Here is a 19523-nt window from a genome sequence, read left to right as displayed (position 1 = left end):
AAATTGGTAGCGGCAACAATTATTAAAGTACTAAATAATAATGTCGTGATGGCCAACCATCAAGAGGATGGGGAAGTCATTGTAATTGGTAATGGTATTGGATTCAATCGAAAAAAGGATGAACAGCTATCTATTGATGAGGCGGATAAAGTATTCGTTGTCAAAAGTGAAAAGGAACAAGAACAGTATAAAAAACTAATTCCAAATATGGATGAAGACCTTCAAAGTGTGATTATTGAAGCAATTGAACATATAAGTAATCGTGTTTCCGGAAGTTTAAATGAACATATTCATATTGGATTGACCGATCATTTATTATTCGCATTGGAAAGGGTTCGGAATGGGTTTACGATAAATAATCCATTTTTAATTGAAACTGTCACACTTTATCCATATGAGCAGGAATTGGCAAAAGAAGTTGTCGAATTAATTGGCAAAAAAACGGGTATTTTTCTACCAGAAGGGGAAGTAGGTTTTATTACGCTTCATATTCATAGTGCATTAATGAATAAAGATCTCGGTGAAGTAAATAAACACTCACAGCTTGTCACGCATTTAATTCATGTAATCGAAGAAGGACTTAGTCTCACGCTTGATAAAGAAAGCCTAGATTATATGCGGCTTGTTCGGCATTTACGGTTTACAATTGAGCGCGTTGTTCAAGGAGAAAAGGTGAAAGAACCTGAAAAAATCGGAAATTTGTTGAAACATGAATACCCTTTATGTTATAATTTGTCATGGAAGCTGATTAAGATTATGCAGCAGTACTTGAAGAAGCCTGTATATGAAGCGGAAACGGTTTATCTTACAATGCATCTTCAGCGCTTACAAAAGAATAAATAGCAATTATATCTTTACGTGTTACTGATACGATCAGGCATAAGTAAGGAAGGATATTGAATGGTGTGAATATGGGATTGCTCCCATATCCCTTTTCAGTTCTTTTCTTTGCTTATGCCTGTTTTTATTTGGTCTTTTGTTAATGAACCTTGGTCAGCTAATATACTTAGAGGAGGTTCTTCACGATGTGGAAGAAATTTTTTGGGGTTTTACAAAAATTAGGTAAAGCATTAATGCTTCCTGTCGCGATGTTGCCCGCAGCTGGTTTACTGTTAGGATTAGGAAATGCTGCACAACAAGATGTTATGCTTGATCTTCTGCCATTTCTTGAAGCAGATTGGCTTCAATTAGTTGCTCGAGTAATGGAAGATGCAGGGAATATTATCTTTAGTAACTTGGCACTCATCTTTGCAGTTGGGGTTGCGATTGGACTAGCAGGTGATGGTGCAGCTGCACTTGCTGCACTGGTTGGTTACTTAGTAATGAATCAAGTGATGGGTTCATGGTTAGAGCTTTCAGCAGATACTGTTGCATCTGATCCTGGATATGCGAGTGTGTTAGGGATACCTACCCTACAAACAGGAGTATTCGGTGGGATTATTATCGGGTTGATCGCAGCTTACGCGTATAATCGTTTCCATGATATTGAAATGCCATCCTTTTTAGGATTCTTTGCAGGAAAGCGTTTTGTACCAATTGCGACAGCAGCTTTCGCATTTATTGCGGGTCTTTTAATGTTAATTATTTGGCCGCCAGTTCAAGATGCAATGAACGCTGCATCTCTTTGGCTAATTGAAGAGGGAACTTATTTTGCAGTATTCTTCTTCGGGTTTATTAAACGTTTATTAATTCCATTTGGTTTGCATCACATATTCCATGCGCCATTCTGGTATGAATTTGGTGCTTATACAACAGCAGCAGGTGAGCTTGTTCGTGGTGATATGACCATTTTCTTCGCGCAGCTTAGAGATGGTGTAGAAATAACAGCTGGTAACTTCATGGCCGGTGAATTTCCAATCATGATGTTTGGGCTTCCAGCGGCAGCACTGGCAATGTATCACACTGCACGACCTGAAAGGAAGAAATTGGTTGCAGGTTTACTTGGTTCAGGTGCGTTAACATCCTTCTTAACAGGGATTACCGAACCACTTGAATTCTCATTTATGTTCGTTTCACCAATTTTATTCTTTATTCATGCGGTACTTGATGGATTATCTTTTGTACTCATGACATTCCTGAGCGTTAATATTGGCTACACATTCTCAGGTGGTGGAATTGACTTCCTGCTATTTGGAATATTACCAGGTCAAGAACCTTGGTGGCTTGCGATTATTGCAGGACTTGTTTTTGCAGTCATTTACTACGTTATTTTCCGTTTCATGATTCAGAAGTTCAATTTAATGACACCTGGTCGTGAAACAACTGCAGATGACGAGGATAATGAAGGTGCAGTTGTTGATCAAAATAGCTTACCAGCGCAAGTGTTAGAAGCGATGGGTGGACAAGAAAATATTGCACATTTAGATGCATGTATTACAAGACTTCGTGTCTCTGTTAACAGTCAAAGTAATGTGGATAAAGCACGTCTGAAAAAGTTGGGTGCTTCTGGAGTACTAGAAGTTGGAGATAACATTCAAGCTATCTTTGGACCACGTTCAGAAATTATTAAGAGTCAAATGAAAGACATTATGGCAGGTAAAACACCACGTAAAGCAGATAAGAAATTAGAAAAAGCAGAGAAGCCTATTAAAGCTTCTGCAGGGGAAGAAGTATTTGTTTCTCCAATTACAGGAGAAATCAAATCAATCAGTGAAGTTCCAGATCCTGTATTCTCCGGCAAAATGATGGGTGATGGTTTTGCGATTGTACCAACTCATGGCACAATTGTATCGCCAGTGGATGGAAAAATTGTAAATCTATTCCCAACAAAACACGCAATTGGGATTGAATCGGATGCAGGAAGAGAAATATTGATTCACGTAGGAATTGATACGGTTAAATTAGAAGGTAAAGGCTTTGAAGCACTTGTTGCGCAAGGTGACAGGGTAGTAAAAGGTCAACCATTATTAAATGTTGATTTAGACTATGTGAAAGAACATGCACCATCAATCATGACACCAATTGTCTTTACGAACTTGCAAGAAGGTGAAGCGGTCAACCTAACAAAACAAGGCACCGTAGAAATTGGCGATGAAGCTATTATCAAGATTCAATAATAATTTCCCGTTATGCTTTTGAAGCATAACGGGTTTTTAGTAGTTAAGAAAGTATAAAATATTTCTTACTACTAAGTGGGGCCTACAGGGTGTAGGTCAGTTCGGTGTTGCGACAAATGTCTTCGATGGGACGAGTAATCGGAGTCCCAAAGGTCTTCGGTGGGGCGAGTAATCGCAGTCCCAAATGTCTTCGATGGGACGAGTAATCGCAGTCCCAGGACGTCCTAGTTTTTAACCGAACTTCCACTAAGGGTGTCACCGAAAGGCTTTGTGACAAGTCTTCTAATATTGCTTAAAGAAGGATTACATATATTTACATTATGTATTATATATGCAATAATTTTCAGTAAATAGAGACATCATCTTTCTGTTTATATTATACAGGGGGTATTCATATGGTAAAAACGAGATGGCAATCACCAGAACAACTAAGAGATCTATTAAATGAATTGGTGAGCTGGAAAAGCATGACATTATCAGAGGGGGAGCGAGAGTTTCCAGTAAAGCTGCAAGCAAAATTACAGGATTTAGCTTATTTTCAGCAGTTTCCGAATCAATTAGAACTTCATGATGCGGACCAGCGGAGAAAGTTTCTGACAGCATTATACAGTCATCCTGACGCAACAAAAACGATTTGTTTAATGAGCCATTTTGATACCGTGAACACAGAGGAATATGGTGATTACGAACCGTTAGCAACCCAACCAGAGGAATTGACAAAAGTCTGGAAGGATAATCAAGATCAATTTGCGGAAGAGGTCCGAAACGATCTGCAATCCGGAGAGTATTTATTTGGCCGTGGGACAATGGATATGAAGATGGGATTAGTTTTACATATGCGCTTGATTGAAAAAGCAAGTGTGGAAAAGTGGCCTATCAATCTCGTATTATTAACAGTACCAGATGAAGAGGTTAACTCTGCTGGCATGCGGGCGGCTGTTCCAATTCTACTAGAATTACAAGCTAAGTATCTGTTATCTTATACATTATTTTTAAATAGTGAGCCCGTTTTTACTCAGACGCCTAAAGATCATGCCCACTATCTCTATACTGGAACGATTGGCAAGCTCCTTGCTGCGGCGCTTTTTTATGGGAAAGAAACTCATGCTGGAGAGCCGCTGAGTGGATTAACCTCACCGTTTATGGCATCATACTTAACGAGAGAGATGGAATGGAACGATGCTTTTCAAGAAACGGTATTGGGAGAGACTACACCATTACCATTAACATTGCAGCAAACTGATCTGAGGCTGGAATATTCGACACAGACTCCATATCGCTCATCCGCACTATATAACATCTTTACATTTAAGCGTAGTGCAGCAGATATATTTAATATTTATGAAAGCGTTGCCGTAAAAGCAGTTCAGAAATGTAATGAAGATTATCAGCGTAATTGTGAGAAAAATCAAGTTGAACCGATTGGGGAAGTAAAGGTAATCCGTTATAAAACATTATTAGATTATGCAACTTCCAAGCTGGGAAAGCCGTTAATCGAAGAAATAAAAGCGGATATAGCGTATCAGGATGGATGGGATGATCGAGAGAAATCACTGCGAATTGCAGACAAGCTCATGATTTATTGTCAGGAGCTGGCGCCTGCAATCATCATTTTATTTGCACCACCATATTATCCAGCAGTAAACTCAACTGGAAATACACTCATTGAAGCATGTACCGATTTTGTAAAGCAAAGAGCGCTGGAGAAATTTAATCTGTCAATGGATCGCATTCATTATTTTAATGGACTATGTGACCTTAGCTATGTTAATTATCAAGGAACAACCGCTGGATGGACAACCTTTGAAGAGAATACACCTGTTTGGGGCGATAGTTATTCGATTCCCTTTGCTGAAATGCAGCAACTGGATGCGCCAGTCTTAAATATTGGTCCATTTGGCAAGGATGCACATAAGCGAACCGAGCGACTTCATATTAAAAATGCATTTGAAACGATACCTGCTATTTTAGATGAGATGACTCAAATGATTTGGCGGAAATAATTAAAGCTGGCATTCCTCATAGAAAACGTGTCTGTCGCCGAGCCTTTTGTGACAGACTTAGTTGCACTTATGTAGTGAGAAAGCTTGTATGCTTTCTCATCTGCCAAAAATGAGAGGTGCCAGCTTTATATATAAATGTTAATACAAGTTGTCAAGTTCTTGTAATTCCTTCTCAACGACTGCTTTTATTTTGGAAATGCAGTCGTCAATGGTTTTACCAAATACACGTTGGCCATTTACCATGGCATATGGCCCCATACTGCACATTCCACAAAAATTCATGCAATCATAACTCATGACAGCAATATCCGGACGATCAAAGATTTTCTCAAGCTTCATTGCTGAAAGTAAATTATAATCACATACTTCGATTATTATACCCATATAAAACACGCTTTCTTATCAATATACGTCTAGCTTACATGAAGTTGATACTTAAAACAAGAATCTTAACTCGAAGTAATGAGTAGTTACTAAGTTGCCACTTATGGTCACATTAACTGCCACTCTTTGCTGGCCTGATGGTATATTTTTTGAATTTCTTCACTTTTTACTGGCTTACTAAAATAGTATCCCTGTCCTTCATGGCACTTTTGAAGTTTTAAATAGTCAAGCTGCTGTTTATTCTCGATGCCTTCTGCAATGACGCGAAATCGTAAGTTTTTCCCCATATTAATAATTGTGTTGACGATAATTTCGCCGTCTGCATCTAAATTATCGATAAATGATTTATCGATTTTTAAGGTGTCAATTGGCAGTTGTTTTAAGTAGCTCAATGATGAATAACCCGTGCCGAAGTCGTCAATTGAAACTTTTACACCTAGTCCTTGTAATGCTTCTAATGTTTTTGCAGAATCTTTTATTTCCAGGATGGTTCCTTCGGTAATTTCTAATTCTAAATAGGATGCATCTAATTGTGTCTCGTTTAGGATTTCCTTTAAATCATCGATAAAACTAGTTTCTTTAAATTGGATAGGGGAGACGTTGACCGATATCTTTTGTAATAGTGTTCCATTTTCTTGCCATAGCTTCATTTGATTGCAGACTGTCCATAATATCCATTTCCCAATCGTGACAATGTCACCTGTTTTTTCTAAAATCGGAATAAATTCTCCAGGAGAAACAATGCCTAACGCTTGATTTGACCAACGTAACAATGATTCCACACCAACGATCTGATTATTCTTTAAATTTATTAATGGTTGGTATTCAATGTGAAATTCATTTTTTTTTAACGCATCTTTAATTTCTAGTTCGATATTAAACAGCCGATCCATTTTTATCTTTTGTTCAGGTGTACTGATGCAATAATCATTTCCGCCTTGATCTTTTGCAAGCAGCATAGCTGTATCTGCTTTTTTTATTAAGGATTCGATGAAGCTAGTAGAATCAAGCATGTCTGCAGTATTCGTTTCTCTTGAAATACCGATACTAATATGAATGGCAAGCTGTTTATCTAACAGCTGAATTGGCAAGCTAACCTGCTGTAATATTTTTTGTGCTAAATCAATGATCACTTCATTGGGATGATTATTATTCAAAATGATGATGAATTCATCGCCACCTTGCCTGATAATTAAATCTGTTTCAGCAAGGCATTGCGTTAATCGTTTGGCAATTTCCTGCAAAACAAAATCACCGCTTGCATGACCAAAGTTATCATTAATATATCTAAACCGATCAAGATCTAAAAAAAGCACGGTTGTTATTTCGTTTACTTTTTTTTCATGCTCCGCAATCCATCTGTGTAAATGATTACGATTAGGTAATTGGGTTAATGTATCATAGTATGCTATTGATTCTATATAAGTCTCGTGTTGCTTCCGAGTTGTAATGTCATGCAGGATTGCGATGTATTGGTACGGACTGCCATTGTCGTTTAGAAATGGGACCATTGTTGTATCTACCCAATAACTGCTTCCATCCTTTGCAATACCTTTTATTTCTCCATGCCATACATTTCCTTTTCGGAGTACTTCCTCCATTTCATTAGAAAATACAGCTACGAAGTGGTGATTTCGACCAATTAATTCTTCGCGATCATACTTTGAGATTTCACAAAATTTATCGTTTACCGATTCAATAATGCCATTTTCATCTGTTGTTAAGACGATTGATGATACATTTAATGCATATTCCGTATTCTTTAGTTGCTGCTCTATCTTGTTAGATCTTGTTGTATCATTCATCTGATTTACCTCTCTCTTCGTCAACAGCTTATCTAGTCTTATTTTACTAGAATACTTTCTTCTAGTCTATGGTCTATTAAGAAAGTACAGGTCTTTTTTGTTCTGTCGGATGAAATTTTAAACAGAGGGTGCTATGCGTAATGTCCACCAATTTTCTTACTTCGATCCAGTGTAACTCCAGCATCTGTGTAGCTAGAAGCACGTAGTATTGCTGTAGTGCCAAAACGATCGCGAATCGAATCCATGACATAGCCAATATCTGTTTTTTTCGCTCGATCCTCGAATAGATCTAATTGTATGTCTCCTTTTTCAAAAAGATTATCTAAGGTTACATAGACATGTCGTATCATACTTTTTCCATCATAAAATTCGTTAAATAATTGCATGCAAACATGATAGACATCCATCGTCACATTGGTTGGAATGGCAATCGACCTTGAACGGGAAAATCCCCCGCCACCAGTTACTTTTGAATAGGAGATGCCAAGATGAATAGTCTTCCCAACCTTATCCGCTGTTCGTGTTCTGCGACAAACCTCTTCACAAAGGTCTAGAATACAAATCGGTACCTCTTCTTTGGAGTAATCACGTAGTAAGGCAATCCCGTGACCAAATCCCTTTTGTTCTGATTTTGTAAAATTACCAAAGACAGGGCTTAAATCAATTCCCCAAGCGTGCCAATACAATTGCTCGCCCATAATTCCGAAGCGTTTTTTAAGATGCTCTAAGCTATAGTTGGCGAGTTGACCGAGCGTGATGATGCCCATTCGATTTAAATTCTGTTTCATCCTGCTGCCAATTCCCCAGATCGCTTCTACAGGGAATGGCCAAAGTTTTTCTTCGACATCTTCATATTTGCATTCGGCGATCCCTTGCTTTTTTCCGTGCAGATCCATAACAACCTTTGCAAGAAATTTATTGTCACCGATTCCAATAGCAGCAGTAATCCCGAAGCTATTCAAAATATCCCGCTTGATTTTCGTTGCAATTTCCCAGCGATTACCGAAGAGCTTCTCTAATCCGTTTACTGTTACCCAAATTTCATCGACGGAATAGGGATGAATTGCTTCCTTTGGAGCATAGTTATTCATCAATCTCGTAATTTCTAATGAAACTCGCAAATAATCTGCCATATGAGCAGGCACAACATGGATTTCCGGGTCATCAGGTAATTCAAAAAAGCGGCTGACATTGCTAATGCCATATTTTTTCTTCAGAGCAGGAGAGGAAGCGAGAACAATACTTCCTGAACGATTTGGGTCTCCCACGACCGCAAGCATTGTTGTCATTGGATCAAGCCCTAATTTAACAGCTTCAATGCTTGCATAGAAGGAGCGCATATCAATACACAGCACATCATTACGTGGATAAATAGAATAATCCATATCATTCACCACCTATTGGAACGTTTGTTCTTATTATATGTAGTTATATAAAAAATATCAATGGAATTTTCTGCTAGATACCTAATGGCTATGTATGTTAAGTAAACCTATTGCCTATATTTTAATATAAAAATATAAATTAAATGTGAAGTGAATGCAAATATAGAATATTATTTTACATTAAATACCTACGTATTATGGTAAAGTGTAATGGAAAGTGTAAGGATTAATCATGCTATATAATAAAAATAGGTTAAGGAGTGACATAATTGGGATTAAACAAGAGTGAAAAAGTTGATCAGCTGATCGAAACATTGCCGGAAAACATTAAAGAAATAACCATCTGTCTACGTACGCTTATCTTTACAGCATCTGAAAATTTCACAGAGGAATTCAAGTGGGGAATGCCCTCGTATAATGAGAATGGAAATGTTTGTTACTTACAACCTTCTAAAAAACATGTAAATTTAGGATTTTACTTAGGGGCTAGGCTAAAGGACGAAGAAGCTCTGCTTGAAGGAACAGGAAAGCAGATGCGTCATATTCGAATCACGAAATTAGAAGAAATTCAAACTGAAAAATTTAAAGTATTAATTCAAGATGCCATCGCACTGAATGCTTGATCACTTAAATAATTCCTTAATTATATTATACAGCACTGAATCATACATATTAAGAAAATAGGGTGGAACAATATAGATTATCATGGATTTAAAGATAATGGAGGAGATAGCATGATACATGATAATCTGCAATCAAAATTACAACAAGCTAGCCGGTTAATCGATGAAGCTAAAGATAATGTCCGTCTGGCACAAGGAACAGACCCAGAATTGCTGCAGCAAGCAGAGCAGCAATTACAACAAGTTGAACAGAACTTGCAAGAAGCGCAAAACCAAGCAGGCAGGGAAGCTACGGATAATCCTCAATTTCAACAGGCATATGAGCAGCTGCATGATACACGCCAGCAAGTACAGGAAGCACAGCAAAATAACAATGAAGTATTATAAGCATACTAAACCCCATTTCGATAGTTGAAATGGGGTTTAGTATATGCATCATAGTTTGGCAGATAAGAAAGTAAACTTTCTCTATTGCATAAGTGCAACTAAAGCTATCGCTTAAGAGCTTGGCGACAGTTAAGTTATCTAAAAATCTGGAAAGCCCATAAAATAATAGCTTTTCCCTCATAGCTTGTAATATAATAGAGAATAATCTATATGACAGAGGAGTACAAATTGATGTCTAACGAAAAAAAATTGACCATGCAAGAAATAATTCAGCAGCAGCTTGAAAGAAAAAAACAAGCCCAGTCAGATCATAATAACCAAAATAAAAAGAATTTAGATAACACAACAAAGCGAATGCAAAGCCAACAAGCGAAAAAAGCGAGTACAACAAGAAGAAAGATGGGTAGCTAAGTTCTGTAAATATATACAATCAACTAAGCTAAAATAGCAATGCTGATTGCAGCTTGGAAAATATTTCTGGAGCGCTAAGAAAAGGATTACAGACTTTCCTAAGTGATATCTATCGCAACAAAAGCAATGAAAAGAACTAAAAGTAAAGCCCCCGATACCTGTTAATGGTCGGGGGCTTAACTTGTTTATTTAAAATCCCTTGGAGCTAGAGTATATAATATTCCTAATAAAAGGATTATTAACCGCGTCTACCGCCTCTGCCGCCTCGTTTTGATTCTGTACTGCGTTTGATGATAGATAAGTTTTCTTCACTTGACTTAAGGAATTTAGCCATTTTATCTTCAAAAGATTCCTTTGGCTTAAAGTTTCCTTTAGAACGGAAGTCATTGGAGCCTCTATTATCTCTTGGACGAGATGGACGTTTTGAATATCCTTCAGGCTTGTCGATAGCTTTTTTGATTGAAAGGGATATTTTTCCTTCTTTTTCACCAATTACTTTAACCTCAACTTCATCGCCTACTTTTAGATGATCATTTACATCTTTTACGTAGCTGTCTGCGACTTCACTGATATGAACAAGACCTGTTTTCCCTTCAGCTAACTCCACGAATGCTCCAAAGTTTGTAATACCTGTTACTTTACCTTTTACTTTATTACCAATTTCAATTGCCAAAAAAATTTTCCCCCTCATAAATGATAAAACCAACTTATTATAACAAATATATGCAGTAATATCAATTGATGGAATAGGGAATTTACTGGAATTTCAACATTATAATTTAAAGTTTTCTTAATAATTAGTGTTTTATTCTCGATTACTCTAATAATTAATTTAATAATTGTACTGCCAAATGTATAAACATAATAGAAGAACAAATAGATTGGGGGAGGAACTCGCCAATGTATGTTTCCGATAAAGTAAAGAATATGCCTGCATATATATTTTCCGAGCTCGATAGAAAAAAGCAGGTATTGAAGGAAAAAGGGATTGATGTAATTGATTTAGGAATCGGTGCACCAGACCTGCCAACACCGTCTTATATTAATGATGCTTTAGTAAGGGAAGCAAAGAATCCGGATAATCATCGTTATTCAAACTATAATGGCTGTATCGAATTTAGATTAGCTGTCGCCAATTTTTATAAGGAGAAGTATGATGTAGATTTAGACCCAGAAACAGAAATATTAGCGCTAATCGGATCGAAAGAGGGAATTGTCCATCTAATCCAGGCGGTAATTAATGAAGGTGATAAGGTGTTAATTCCAAATCCGGGTTATCCTGTCTACCGGATGGGAGTACATTTAGCTGCTGGTGAAAGTGTTGATTTGCTATTAGATAAGGAAAATGGCTATAAACCGCAATTTCATTTACTTACGGAATCGCAACTGCAGCACGCAAAATTATTGTTATTAAACTATCCGAGCAATCCAACTGCAGCAACAATAGAATTAGACACATTTGTTCAAACGATATCGTTTGCAAAGCAACATCACTTAATTGCTGCACATGATAGTGCATACAATCTTGTAACCTTCGATAATTATCAATCGCCGAGCATACTACAGGTACCGAACGCAAAGGAATATGCAGTGGAAATTGGCTCTTTATCAAAAAGCTTCAACATGACTGGCTGGAGAATTGGCTATATCGTTGGAAATAAAACAGTTATCCAATCGTTAGCAACATTGAAAAGCAATCTTGATTCCAGTCAGTTCCTGCCAATTCAAAAAGCTGCGGCAGTGGCACTTCGCAGTGATCTTCAATCAATAGTAGAAAATAATGCAATCATAAAAGCTAGAATGGAAAAGCTGTATGCTGCACTTGTATCAATGGGGATGCACTGTGAAAAACCTCGAGGAACAATCTTCCTATGGGCAAAAGTACCAGCTGGTTTTACATCCCTTTCATTTGTAAATAAATTAATGGATGAAGCAGGTGTGATTGTGACACCAGGCACTGCATTTGGCACAGTTGGAGAGGGGTATATTCGATTTTCCTTATCTGTAACAGAAGGGCGTATCGATGAGGTTATTAAACGATTAAGTCAGTTAGAATTCAGTAGGGAGATTTTATCATGAATCATATGACAGCTGCACAAGCGATTGTTGAAATGTTAAGAAGAGAGGGTATACGAGAGGTATTCTGTGTTCCAGGTGAAAGTTATTTGCCATTATTAGATGCGCTCTATGATGAACCGAGTATTACGGTTATTTCTGCAAGACATGAAGGTGGAGCAGCATTTATGGCAGAGGGCTATGCGAAAGCTAAGCTGATGCCGGGAATTGTTCTGGCAACAAGGGGAGTGGGGGCGAGTAATCTCTCTATTGCTGTCCATACAGCATTTCAGGATTCTACCCCAATGATTGTCTTTCTTGGTCAAGTAAACCAAAATTTTAAAGGGAGAGAAGGTTTTCAAGAAGTAGATTTAGTACAGTATTTCAAGCCAATTGCGAAATGGTCGGTAGAGATAACAAATCCACGGCGTGTTCCAGAAATAGTCGGACGTGCATTTCGAATTGCACAATCAGGCCGGCCGGGACCGGTAATTATCTCCCTGCCTGAAGATATTCTCCCAGTTAAAGCGGATATGCAGTTTGGACCGGTGACGGTGGTTCCAAGACCAGCACCTTCAGAGAGAGAAGTAGCCAGTGTGGAAGAATTATTATTCCGTGCAAGCAAGCCTATCATTATTGCTGGTGGTGGCGTAAAGCATGCAGCTGCAGAAGGAAGCTTACTAAGCTTTGCCGAAAAACATAGTCTACCAGTACTATCAGCGTTTAGAAGACATGATGTATTTCCAAATAATCACCGTTTATACATGGGGCATTTAGGGCTTGGTACACAGAAGGAAGTACTCGAAACGGTTCAGGATGCGGATTTGATTCTAGCATTAGGTACAAGACTATCGGAAATCACAACACAAGATTATTCGATCATAACGCCAGATAAAAAGTTAATCCATATAGATATCGATTTTGACACTATAGGAAAAGTATATGCACCAGACGTCGGCATTGTCGCGGATTTGAAAGAGGCACTCGCATGCTTTCAAGTGATCGAAGGAGATGGGAATTGGCAACCATGGACATTGGCGAGGCGTCGGGCATATGAATCTACAAGTAAATTAGTGATCACTGAAGATAATGTGATTAATAAATCAATCATAGCTATCCTTCGCGACACACTGCCAAAGAATGCATTACTAACGAATGATGCAGGAAATTTCGCTGGTTGGCTTCATTCTTTTTATCCATTCTGCGAAAAACATACGTATATTGGTCCAACATCCGGTGCAATGGGCTATGGAATGCCTGCAGCAATTGGGGCAAAGCTAGCATTTCCAAATAAAACAGTCATCTCTCTGTCGGGGGATGGGGGATTCATGATGACGATTCAAGAAATAGAAACTGCAGTGCGTTATCATATACCGATTATTTGCCTCGTATTTAACAATCAAATGTACGGAACGATTCGAATGTATCAAGAGATGCATTATCCCGGGAAAGTAATAGCAACGGATTTAGGAAAAGTATCGTTTAAGAATACGGCAATCGCAATGGGTGCAGAAGCACATCAAGTAGATACAGCAGCATCATTTGAAATTGCTTTTAATCAAGCATTGAAGCGACACAAAGTGACCGTTATCGAAATTCTGACAGAAAAAGAAGCCATTTCGGTTTCGACTACGATTTCAAAATTACGAGGAGAATGATCGGGAATTTTTAGCAACAATAACATGTTCTGCTATAAATTTAGGAAATAGCTGCTTGTTTCTAGATTATTTTCGTGAACCTAGATAGAATGAATAGTAGTCTAGTCGATAAGCACGAGGTGAAACATGAGAAACTTACGCAATAAAAATATAGTAATAACCGGTGCTTCTTCAGGTATCGGTGAGCAGGTTGCACTAAAAGTAGCACAATTGGGTGCAAGACCAATCTTAATGGCACGATCTGCAGAGAAGTTAAAGGAAATAGCAGAGCAAATAAATCAGCAAACAGAAGTAAATTGTCTTTATTATCAGCTTGATGTTAGTGACATGGAACAGGTTAAAGCAGTATTTGAAGAATTGTTTCAGGAAGTTGGCAGCATTGATATTCTACTAAATAATGCTGGGTTTGGAATCTTTGACACCTTTGAAGAGGCAAGCTTAGAAGATATTGAGAATATGTTTGCTGTCAATGTACTAGGCTTAATGGGATGTACAAAGGCAGTTCTTCCAGAGATGATGAAGAAAAGCAGTGGTCATATTATAAATGTCGCTTCGCAGGCAGGAAAATTGGCAACGCCTAAATCAAGTGGTTATGCAGCATCAAAACATGCAGTCTTAGGATTTACGAATAGTATCAGAATGGAGTTGAAAAAAACAGGTATCTCTGTGTCTGCAGTCAATCCAGGACCAATTGCAACGGATTTTTTTGAGCAGGCTGATAAATCAGGAAACTATGTGAAAAGTGTCCAGAAATTCATGCTTCATTCAGAAAAGGTTGCGGACTGTATTGTCCAGCTAATGATTCATCCGAAGCGAGAGTTAAATTTGCCATGGTGGATGAACCTTGGAAGTGTGCTTTATCTATTATTTCCGAGAATAGCGGATAAATTATTCGGTGGCGTATTAGATAAAAAATAATAAAAGCTGCTCTCTGTCAGCCCCAGCAAAAAAGTTGCTATTTCTCATAATTGTTGCTTCGTAGTGGATGTAACCTATAAACTACTCTAGTGTGATAAGTGTTCACAGGCCAGTCGCTCCGCAAATACACTACGCTTTTCGCGGGGGGCTGGTAAGCCTTCTTGTGCTTTAGCACTTCGAAGTGTCACCGATGCCCTTCCTCCCGCAGAAGTCTTCGTGTATTTTCTCCGCTAAAGTATGCTAGAAAATATAAATTATTAACTCTCCATAAAGATAGCAGTTCCCTCACAGATAGCTGTTTTATTGTAGAAGATAACAGAAGCATCCTTGATAAATATACCAACATGTTCTAACAACGATGCATTACTTTTACCTTTTTTCTTACGGGAATCAAACATAGTAAGGTGTTCGGATGGGAACATCATCATTGTAACTGCATTTTATAGCAATAAATGTTACGAAATATACAAGTAAAAAAGCGAAGGCAACCTCCTTTTAATGAAGGTTGCCTTCGCTTTCTTTATTCTGGCCTATTATTTTCTTGGATCAGTTACAAGTGCAGGTGTTGATCGCTTAATAAAGAAAGCGAGAATCAATGCAGCAATGACAATAAAGGTAGATACAAGGAAGGCAAAATTGATTCCGCCTAGCATTGATTCCAGTGCAATTTGCTGCTCGATTTCTGCTGTCAGTTGACCAGTAACCTTAGCAGTTAATTCAGATGCAAGGCTCTCTTCTCGAGTTGACATAATTGTAATTAACAGTGCAGTACCGATTGCGCCTGATACTTGGTTTAATGTGTTGTTCATGGCAGTTCCATGCGGATAATATTGTGGTGGTAATTGATTTAAACCATTAGTTGACACAGGCATCATAACCATTGACATACCGAACATTCTTGCAGCATGCAAGAACATCAAGGAAGTATAGCTCGTGTCAAACGATAAATGACTGAAAGAAAATGTAGTCACTGTTATTACAGTCAAACCTAAAATCGCTAATCCACGCCCACCGAACTTATCAAACAATCTTCCCGTAACCGGGGACATGAAGGCATTGAGGATTGCTCCTGGCAGCATCATTAATCCCGTTTCCATCGGTGAAATCCCTAAAATTGTTTGTGCATAGATTGGGACAAGCAGGAATCCAGAGAACAGTGCAATATTCAATACAACCGTAATAATAGTTGCTAAACTAAACATCGGATATTTAAAGACACTGAAATTTAACATCGGAACCTTTAATTTAGATTGGCGCAAAATGAACCAGAGTAATGATAGGATACCGATAATAATCGTTCCATAAACGAGCGGACTACCCCAGCCCATTGTACCGGCAGAGCTGAAACCATAAAGTAACCCACCAAATCCTATTGTTGATAATACTAAAGAAAATAAATCCAGCTTCATTTCAACCTTATCTTTTTTATCCTTTAATAAGAAGAAGCCGATAGATAGGATGATAAATGCAATTGGTGCAATAAAGTGGAACAGCATTCTCCAGTCGTAATGCTCCACAATCCAACCAGATAATGTTGGGCCAATCGCTGGAGCGAACATTAAAATTAACCCGAAGATTCCCATTGCACTTCCTCTTTTTGCTACTGGGAAGCTAATAAGCATAACATTCATTAGAAGTGGCATCATAATCGCTGATCCGGAAGCTTGCACCATTCGACCTACTAATAAGATAGGGAAATAGCCTGCGAAACCAGCAATAATTGTACCAGCTGTGAACAGTGACATGGCCACTAAAAATAATTGGCGTACAGAAAATTTTTGAATTAGAAATGCTGTAGTTGGTATCAATATACCATTTATTAACATGTAGCTTGTGCTTAACCACTGTACTGTAGCAGTATCCACATTTAACTCCTGCATGATTGACGGTAGTGCAACATTTAAAAATGTACTATTTAAAAATGAAATAAATGCTCCTATCATTAAAATAGCGAGAATCAGATATGGAGGACGCTCATTATTTTGTAAAGATTGATCCATAAATTTTATCTCCTTCATCTACTTTTAGACTGTTAGTTCAATATAATATACTATCGTTTCAGACAAAGATTATCATATAACATTCGACTCATCATTTCAATGATAATCGCTTTTTTAAGAGATAGGGGAGTAAAGAATTTCTCTTCCCTGCTTTTATTGCTGGAAAGCCGCGTCCAGCTGCCATTTGAATAAATTAATTTTATAATGTACGATTGTTTTAATATATGTGTTTAATTTTTTATAAAGGTGATGTAATGAACGATAAAAAGAAGAATGTAGTGAAAGTCGCACACCAGTTGTTTATTGAAAAAGGCTTCCAGTCCACATCGATTCAAGATATTCTTGATGTTAGTGGAATATCAAAAGGTACTTTTTATAAATATTTTTCATCTAAAAACGAACTATTTATTACCCTTTTTAAAATGATTATTAAAGAAGTTGAAACGAATCGGAATGAATTATTAATTGGTGAAGAGCTTTTTAATATTGAAATATTTATTAAACAAATTGAATTGCAAATGAAATTGAATCACATGAATAAGTTAGTTCGGCTCTTTGAAGAGGTGCACTTTTCGAAAGATAAGGACTTAAAACATTTGGTAAATGCTTGGCAAATGAATGAGACCACTTGGTTGTACAATCGATTTATTGATCTCTTTGGTACAGATAAAAAAGCTTATTTATTAGATTGCGCGGTCATGTTTTCTGGAATATTGCACTATAATATTCGGTATTATTATAAGATATATGGTCCCCAAGCAGATCTGGACTACGTCGTTCGCTACTCAGTTGAGCGGATTCGAAAGACAGTTCATGAGATTGCTGAATCACAACAACAATTATTCCACCCCGATATTATAAAAGAATGGATAGCTGAAAATGAGAATAAAATGCAAGATTTTCAGGAGGAGCTCTATAATAACGTAATGTTGTTAAAAAGCGATTTAAGTAATTTGGAGGGACATATTCAATATATTGAATTACTTGATTTTATTTTAGATGAATTTCAGCATTCAATGAGTCCGCGAAGATTTTTAATTGATAGTGCCCTTCTTTCATTAGAAGCAGCAGATGGATTGTTTAAGAAGGAAGAAATCGAGCGGTTAAGGAAGCTCATCGAAGTTCACCTATCTTAATGGTTCATCCATTCAAATAAACAGGCTAACCCCAATAATTGGAGTTAGCTCTTCTGTTAAATAATAAGGTTAACCGTTCCTCATTGTTGGTGTTGAATTAATTCCGCGCCCATATCTTTCAGGGTTTTTACTTCTAATGGAGGCTTCTTTCTCGTAAATATCCACAAATTCCTCTGAAAACTCTTGTTCGAATCCAGTTGTATCCGTTGGTTTTGAATTTGTTTTCTTGATATCTCTATCCATGTGATCACTCCTTCAAAGAATTTACTTAGATAGTTTGTGTCAAAAGTAAATTATTATCAGATAGGACGAACTTATTTGGAGTCAATTGATAGCAAATTCTAATTTTCCATTGTTCAAAGCAGGCATGCTTCTAAGTGTTTCAACAGGAAAAATAAATGTCCACGGCATACTAGTTCCTGGTTCAGAGATTAGGGAGGGGAGTGTAAAAACGTGAGCTGCAATCACTATATCGTTTTCAACGTAGTGAAGCATCTCCTCTTTAAATACAAATTCCACTTTGGTTGAATTATGGATTAGCACCATTACTAATAGTTCACCCTTGTGATTAAATGCTTCCCGAATTTTGCTAAATTCAATCTTGTTGTTTGTGGAAGCTTTTGTTTCTAAAAAGACGCGATTAATCAGTGTACGATCTTTGTCGGACAAGGCTTTATCCCATGTCGGTTCATAAAGAAGCTTTTGCATTGATTGTTTCCTTCTTTCGTAAGTTAAATATTAACTATCAAAAAATGAACCAAATCAGAGATCAGGCTCACTTTCGTCAATTATTTCAGTGCTTAGACTTCTAGCCGTTTAAACCCTTCTTGCTGAAGATAGTCTACTGCTCCATTATAGGTAGCGTAAGTTCCGTCCAGTTGTTCGCCAGCATAAATATTGCAAACATCGAAATCGTAATATACTTTCAGAATCTGTTTATCTGCATTAATCCATGTTTCTTCAATTGGTTCGGGTTCTGACAGCGAGTTGATGGATTGTTGAATTATCTCCCGAAGCGCTTGTTCATTAAACTCTCGGATATTTACCATCCCATTCGGTTGTACTGGATAGTTACCTTTAATATTCTCAGCATAAACAAAGCCATTACCGTTTGGATGCAAATGGTAGACAACGATTTTCTTATCAAAAATACTTTCTTCGTAATGAAAATTAACCCGGCCTAGGGAAACATCCTTTCGTTGTAATTCTGGGAAAGATTCAATTATCTCTAGTTTCTCTTTAAATGTAAGCATGTTACCTCCAAATAGGATGTTTTTTTAATTTCTATATTATATCATACATGGAAAGCTGAAATCTCTATATAATGCTTGTATTTTATAACTATCTTTGATACAGTTGATTTAATAGTTAAATACTTCTTATTTTAAGTGTGTGTTCAAAAGGAGAGGAGACTTGACTTTTTGAACAGCCTCTTTTTTAAAGTAAGGATAGAGGTGCAGAATTCATCAGTACTTATGTGGAAGAGAATGAGCTCTTATGACACATAATGAAAGGGGAATCTGCCGAAGTGGAAGGATGCTCATCATCCTAAAGCTGGGTCTGCGATTGAATAAATGCAGAACTGTCATATAGGGAACAGTACTATATGGAGGGCTATCGTGCTTAGAACTTATATCTACGTTCTATAAAGCAGCAGCGGACTCTCTCGTTGCTGTTTTTTGGTCCTCCACACCTAAGGGAA

Annotated in this window: 18 protein-coding genes and 1 riboswitch; of the genes, 10 read left to right on the top strand and 8 right to left on the bottom strand. The window is 37.4% G+C overall.

From position 1 onward, the window contains the following. Nucleotides 1-3: 3 nt before the first annotated feature. The 3 genes from glcT to CUC15_RS13090 all read left to right on the top strand — a co-directional run bounded on the left by glcT (nucleotide 4) and on the right by CUC15_RS13090 (nucleotide 5059). Nucleotides 4-843 (top strand): glucose PTS transporter transcription antiterminator GlcT, encoded by an 840-nt coding sequence (glcT, locus tag CUC15_RS13100; RefSeq protein ID WP_114917089.1) that lies wholly within the window; start codon nucleotides 4-6, stop codon nucleotides 841-843. Between the two features lie 182 nt (nucleotides 844-1025). Then, on the top strand, nucleotides 1026-3056 hold the full coding sequence (gene ptsG, locus CUC15_RS13095) for a glucose-specific PTS transporter subunit IIBC (RefSeq protein ID WP_114917088.1): 2031 nt from the start codon (nucleotides 1026-1028) through the stop codon (nucleotides 3054-3056). Nucleotides 3057-3451: 395 nt separating this feature from the next. Further along, entirely contained in the window at nucleotides 3452-5059 is a 1608-nt protein-coding gene (locus tag CUC15_RS13090; protein ID WP_114917087.1) for a M20/M25/M40 family metallo-hydrolase, read from the top strand. 138 nt (nucleotides 5060-5197) lie between these two features. On the opposite strand, the gene CUC15_RS13085 is transcribed toward CUC15_RS13090, so the two are convergent. The 3 genes from CUC15_RS13085 to CUC15_RS13075 form a co-directional block, all read right to left on the bottom strand. Further along, nucleotides 5198-5443, bottom strand: a complete 246-nt coding sequence (locus CUC15_RS13085) for a YuzB family protein (protein WP_114917086.1) — start codon at nucleotides 5441-5443, stop codon at nucleotides 5198-5200. Between the two features lie 107 nt (nucleotides 5444-5550). Then, the gene (locus tag CUC15_RS13080) at nucleotides 5551-7248 is read right to left on the bottom strand and encodes a sensor domain-containing protein (RefSeq protein ID WP_114917085.1); all 1698 of its coding nucleotides are present in this window, start codon (nucleotides 7246-7248) and stop codon (nucleotides 5551-5553) included. Between the two features lie 131 nt (nucleotides 7249-7379). Then, complete coding sequence (locus tag CUC15_RS13075; RefSeq protein ID WP_114917084.1) at nucleotides 7380-8633, bottom strand: DNA polymerase IV; 1254 nt, start codon at nucleotides 8631-8633, stop codon at nucleotides 7380-7382. Between the two features lie 269 nt (nucleotides 8634-8902). Here CUC15_RS13075 and CUC15_RS13070 point away from each other — a divergent pair, with 269 nt between their 5' ends. The 3 genes from CUC15_RS13070 (at nucleotide 8903) to CUC15_RS13060 (ending at nucleotide 10054) form a co-directional block, all read left to right on the top strand. Beyond that, a complete protein-coding gene (locus tag CUC15_RS13070) occupies nucleotides 8903-9256 on the top strand; it encodes a DUF1801 domain-containing protein (protein WP_114917083.1) in 354 nt (117 codons plus the stop codon). 111 nt (nucleotides 9257-9367) lie between these two features. Then, the gene (locus CUC15_RS13065; protein WP_114917082.1) at nucleotides 9368-9643 is read left to right on the top strand and encodes a hypothetical protein; all 276 of its coding nucleotides are present in this window, start codon (nucleotides 9368-9370) and stop codon (nucleotides 9641-9643) included. Nucleotides 9644-9874: 231 nt separating this feature from the next. Next, nucleotides 9875-10054, top strand: coding sequence for a hypothetical protein (locus tag CUC15_RS13060; RefSeq protein WP_242985851.1), 180 nt, complete (start codon nucleotides 9875-9877; stop codon nucleotides 10052-10054). Between the two features lie 238 nt (nucleotides 10055-10292). Here the strand turns inward: CUC15_RS13060 and CUC15_RS13055 are convergent, their stop codons facing one another. Beyond that, nucleotides 10293-10727: a S1 domain-containing RNA-binding protein gene (locus CUC15_RS13055; RefSeq protein ID WP_114917080.1), complete on the bottom strand. Its 435-nt coding sequence runs from the start codon at nucleotides 10725-10727 to the stop codon at nucleotides 10293-10295. 227 nt (nucleotides 10728-10954) lie between these two features. Between CUC15_RS13055 and CUC15_RS13050 the strand changes: the two genes are divergently transcribed. The 3 genes from CUC15_RS13050 (at nucleotide 10955) to CUC15_RS13040 (ending at nucleotide 14685) form a co-directional block, all read left to right on the top strand. Beyond that, nucleotides 10955-12133, top strand: coding sequence for an aminotransferase class I/II-fold pyridoxal phosphate-dependent enzyme (locus tag CUC15_RS13050; RefSeq protein ID WP_114917079.1), 1179 nt, complete (start codon nucleotides 10955-10957; stop codon nucleotides 12131-12133). Further along, nucleotides 12130-13767, top strand: a complete 1638-nt coding sequence (locus CUC15_RS13045; protein ID WP_114917078.1) for a thiamine pyrophosphate-dependent enzyme — start codon at nucleotides 12130-12132, stop codon at nucleotides 13765-13767. Before CUC15_RS13050 ends, CUC15_RS13045 begins: the two co-directional genes overlap by 4 nt. A 126-nt stretch (nucleotides 13768-13893) precedes the next feature. Beyond that, on the top strand, nucleotides 13894-14685 hold the full coding sequence (locus CUC15_RS13040; RefSeq protein ID WP_114917077.1) for an SDR family NAD(P)-dependent oxidoreductase: 792 nt from the start codon (nucleotides 13894-13896) through the stop codon (nucleotides 14683-14685). Nucleotides 14686-15218: 533 nt separating this feature from the next. Here the strand turns inward: CUC15_RS13040 and CUC15_RS13035 are convergent. Continuing rightward, nucleotides 15219-16685 carry a DHA2 family efflux MFS transporter permease subunit gene (locus CUC15_RS13035; RefSeq protein WP_114917076.1) on the bottom strand — a complete coding sequence of 489 codons (1467 nt, stop codon included), beginning with the start codon at nucleotides 16683-16685 and terminating at the stop codon, nucleotides 15219-15221. Nucleotides 16686-16939: 254 nt separating this feature from the next. On the opposite strand from CUC15_RS13035, the gene CUC15_RS13030 reads away from it, so the two are divergent. After that, complete coding sequence (locus CUC15_RS13030; protein WP_242985850.1) at nucleotides 16940-17821, top strand: TetR/AcrR family transcriptional regulator; 882 nt, start codon at nucleotides 16940-16942, stop codon at nucleotides 17819-17821. Nucleotides 17822-17890: 69 nt separating this feature from the next. Here the strand turns inward: CUC15_RS13030 and CUC15_RS20095 are convergent, their stop codons facing one another. From CUC15_RS20095 to CUC15_RS13020, 3 genes are all read right to left on the bottom strand, one after another. Next, complete coding sequence (locus tag CUC15_RS20095; protein WP_162800316.1) at nucleotides 17891-18064, bottom strand: hypothetical protein; 174 nt, start codon at nucleotides 18062-18064, stop codon at nucleotides 17891-17893. Between the two features lie 81 nt (nucleotides 18065-18145). Beyond that, nucleotides 18146-18529 (bottom strand): SLAP domain-containing protein, encoded by a 384-nt coding sequence (locus CUC15_RS13025; protein ID WP_114917074.1) that lies wholly within the window; start codon nucleotides 18527-18529, stop codon nucleotides 18146-18148. A 92-nt stretch (nucleotides 18530-18621) separates the two neighbouring features. After that, on the bottom strand, nucleotides 18622-19074 hold the full coding sequence (locus CUC15_RS13020) for a hypothetical protein (protein ID WP_114917073.1): 453 nt from the start codon (nucleotides 19072-19074) through the stop codon (nucleotides 18622-18624). 188 nt (nucleotides 19075-19262) lie between these two features. Next, nucleotides 19263-19446: riboswitch (Lysine riboswitch) on the top strand. Nucleotides 19447-19523: the final 77 nt, after the last annotated feature.

The sequence above is a fragment of the Oceanobacillus zhaokaii genome, from assembly GCF_003352005.1.
Taxonomy (GTDB): Bacteria; Bacillota; Bacilli; order Bacillales; family Amphibacillaceae; genus Oceanobacillus; species Oceanobacillus zhaokaii.
This window is presented reverse-complemented; position numbering and strand designations above follow the sequence as displayed.